This is a genomic window from Frankia sp. CcWB2 (genome assembly GCF_977927585.1).
On sequence record NZ_CDWRCM010000057.1, the window covers coordinates 3,507 to 5,857 of the forward strand.

Annotated in this window: 1 protein-coding gene; it reads left to right on the forward strand. The window is 67.5% G+C overall.

The genetic code is table 11. The annotated features are described in order from the left end of the window. Positions 1-81: 81 nt before the first annotated feature. Positions 82-2,351 (forward strand): aminoglycoside phosphotransferase family protein (locus ACY45C_RS08470; RefSeq protein WP_462187070.1); only part of this gene is annotated, 2,270 nt, incomplete at its 3' end.

Genomic DNA, 2,351 nt, shown 5'->3' on the forward strand with positions numbered 1-2,351 from the left:
CTACACCCACACCTGCGGTTGAACCGTTCGGAACTGGCATTCATCGACGAGAGTTCCATTCTCGCGGATATCGCCGACACGATGACCGGAATTCCGGTTTTCGGTACGGCCCGCGGCCTTGTCAAGCTGTTGGAGCGCGGCGGCTCCGACGTACGCCGCCGCCTGCGGGTGCGGCGCGATCCCACCCTGGCGACGCTCGACGACCTGCCGAACAGTGAGCTCGCCGACGCCGTCACGTTTCTGTTCGCTGAAGACCTTCGGGCCGCCAGCCAGGACAGACAGTATGTGATCATCATTGACAGCCACGAGGCCCTGGTACCGAGCCCGGTACGCACCGGACGGGCGCAACTCGCGGATGCCTGGCTACGTGATCTCGTGGCACAGCTCGACCGTGGCCTGGTGGTCATCGCCAGCCGGGAACCGTTGCGGTGGGAACTGACGGATCCCGAATGGGACGGCCTCATCAAGATGTGCGACATCGGCGGCCTGCCCATGGAAGCCCGGCTAGAACTCCTCGACACCGGCGGGATCACCGATCCGTTCCAGCGCCAGATAATTGCGGACGCCAGCGCAGGTCTCCCATTCTATCTGAACCTGGCGGTGGACACGCACCTACAGACCGGTGGGCGGGTCAGCGGCGCCCTCGTGTCCCAACAGGAGCTCTTGGCACGCTTCCTTCAGCATGTCGCCCCGGAAGAAATTCGATCGCTGGAGGTCCTGAGCCCGGCACGAATCTTCGACTATGATATTTTCCGGATGCTGACGGCCACATTCCATCTCCCGGGGCATCGCATCGCCTGGGAATCCCTCACCGCATATTCGTTCGTCTACCCGGCAAACACCGCGCTGCGGTTTCATCCGCTCATGGCCGCCGCTCTGCGGGAACGGCTTTCTCCGGGCACTACCACCGACATCCACGCCCTGCTACAGGGACTGTGGGAGAACCGGGCCGACCAGGCGACCGGCCGGGACAGTGGCACTCATGCCGCCCGCGCCCTGCGAGAGGCCGCCTATCACGCCCTCCAGGGTCGGCAGATCAGCGGCGACAGCATCCTCGGCTATGCCGACCGCGCGGTTCGCCGTGGGGGACACAGCGCCGCCCAAGGCATCACCGAGGACCTGCGCGCCCGGCTCAACGACCAGCCCGACCACGACAACTTGCCCGAAGCCCTGCGGTGCCTGCAGGCTGAGGCAGCGATTCGCCTCGGCGACGCGGCCACGGTCACGGCGCTGGTTCCCGAACCGGTCACCGCTCTGGCCATCGACACAATGGTCGGCGCGCGGCTCGCCGTGGCCGCCGGACATGGGCGGCGCATCGCCGGTGAGACCCGGGCCGCGCTCGGCGCCTACACCCAGGTCTGGGACCGTGCCACGGGGGCATCCCGGCTGACCGCGGGCCTGTGGGCCGCCGACCTTCACATGGCCCAGGGCCGGTTCCAAGACGCGGAAGTACTCGCCACCGACCTGGGTGCGTCCGCTCCGGGGCAGGACGCCGAGTTCCACGGAGACGTGGCCCGGATGCGTCACCTCGCTCACCGGTTCGCGTTCGAGTTCGACGCCGCCGCCCGCTATCTCGACGAGGCCGCCGCCCACTACGCCGCGGCCGACAGCGTCCTCGGGTTGGCCAACATCCAGACCAACCGGGCCGAACTCCTCGCCTACACCCACCCTGCCGAGGCAATCGTCGAGGCAGGCCAGGCGATCGAGATCCAACGCGAGATCGGCGCCCATCACGAGCTCGGCAAGGCGTATACCGCTCTCGCTGTCGGGCAGCTCCGATGCGGTCAACTCGACGAGGCCGAGACCTCCCTACGGTCCGCGTGCGCCGCCCTCGACGGAGTCGGGTATCGCTCCGGTCGAGCCCGCGCCGAGTTCTACCGCGCCTTGGTCCATGCTCGCCGGGGTCAGCTCGACGAAACGGTTTCCTCGCTCCAGTGGACAGTCCGCGAGCTGGAAGCAGCCGACGTCTACCCGACGATCATCCTCTGCTCGGCGCACGCACTGTCCATCCTCGGCATCGATGACGAGCAGGTGACCGCCGCCGCGAGCCGGGCACGGGCAGGAATCCAGCCGTTCGGCACGCTTACCGATCTTGACGCCCGCATTGAGGACTTCGTCGCCGACCTGCTCGACGGGCACACGTGGCGGCCCGACGAGCTGTACCGGCAGGCGGTCGGGCGCCCCGATGCCGCGTCGGGTTTCTACAACCACAACATCCGGATGGGCACGCCGACCGGAGACGTGATTGTCCGTATCCCGATTCCGGGCAGCGACATCATGGACCTGATGATCTGGCCGGAAGGGGATGTGCTGCGCGCCATCCGCGGGACCGTGACCCACGCGCCCCGTCT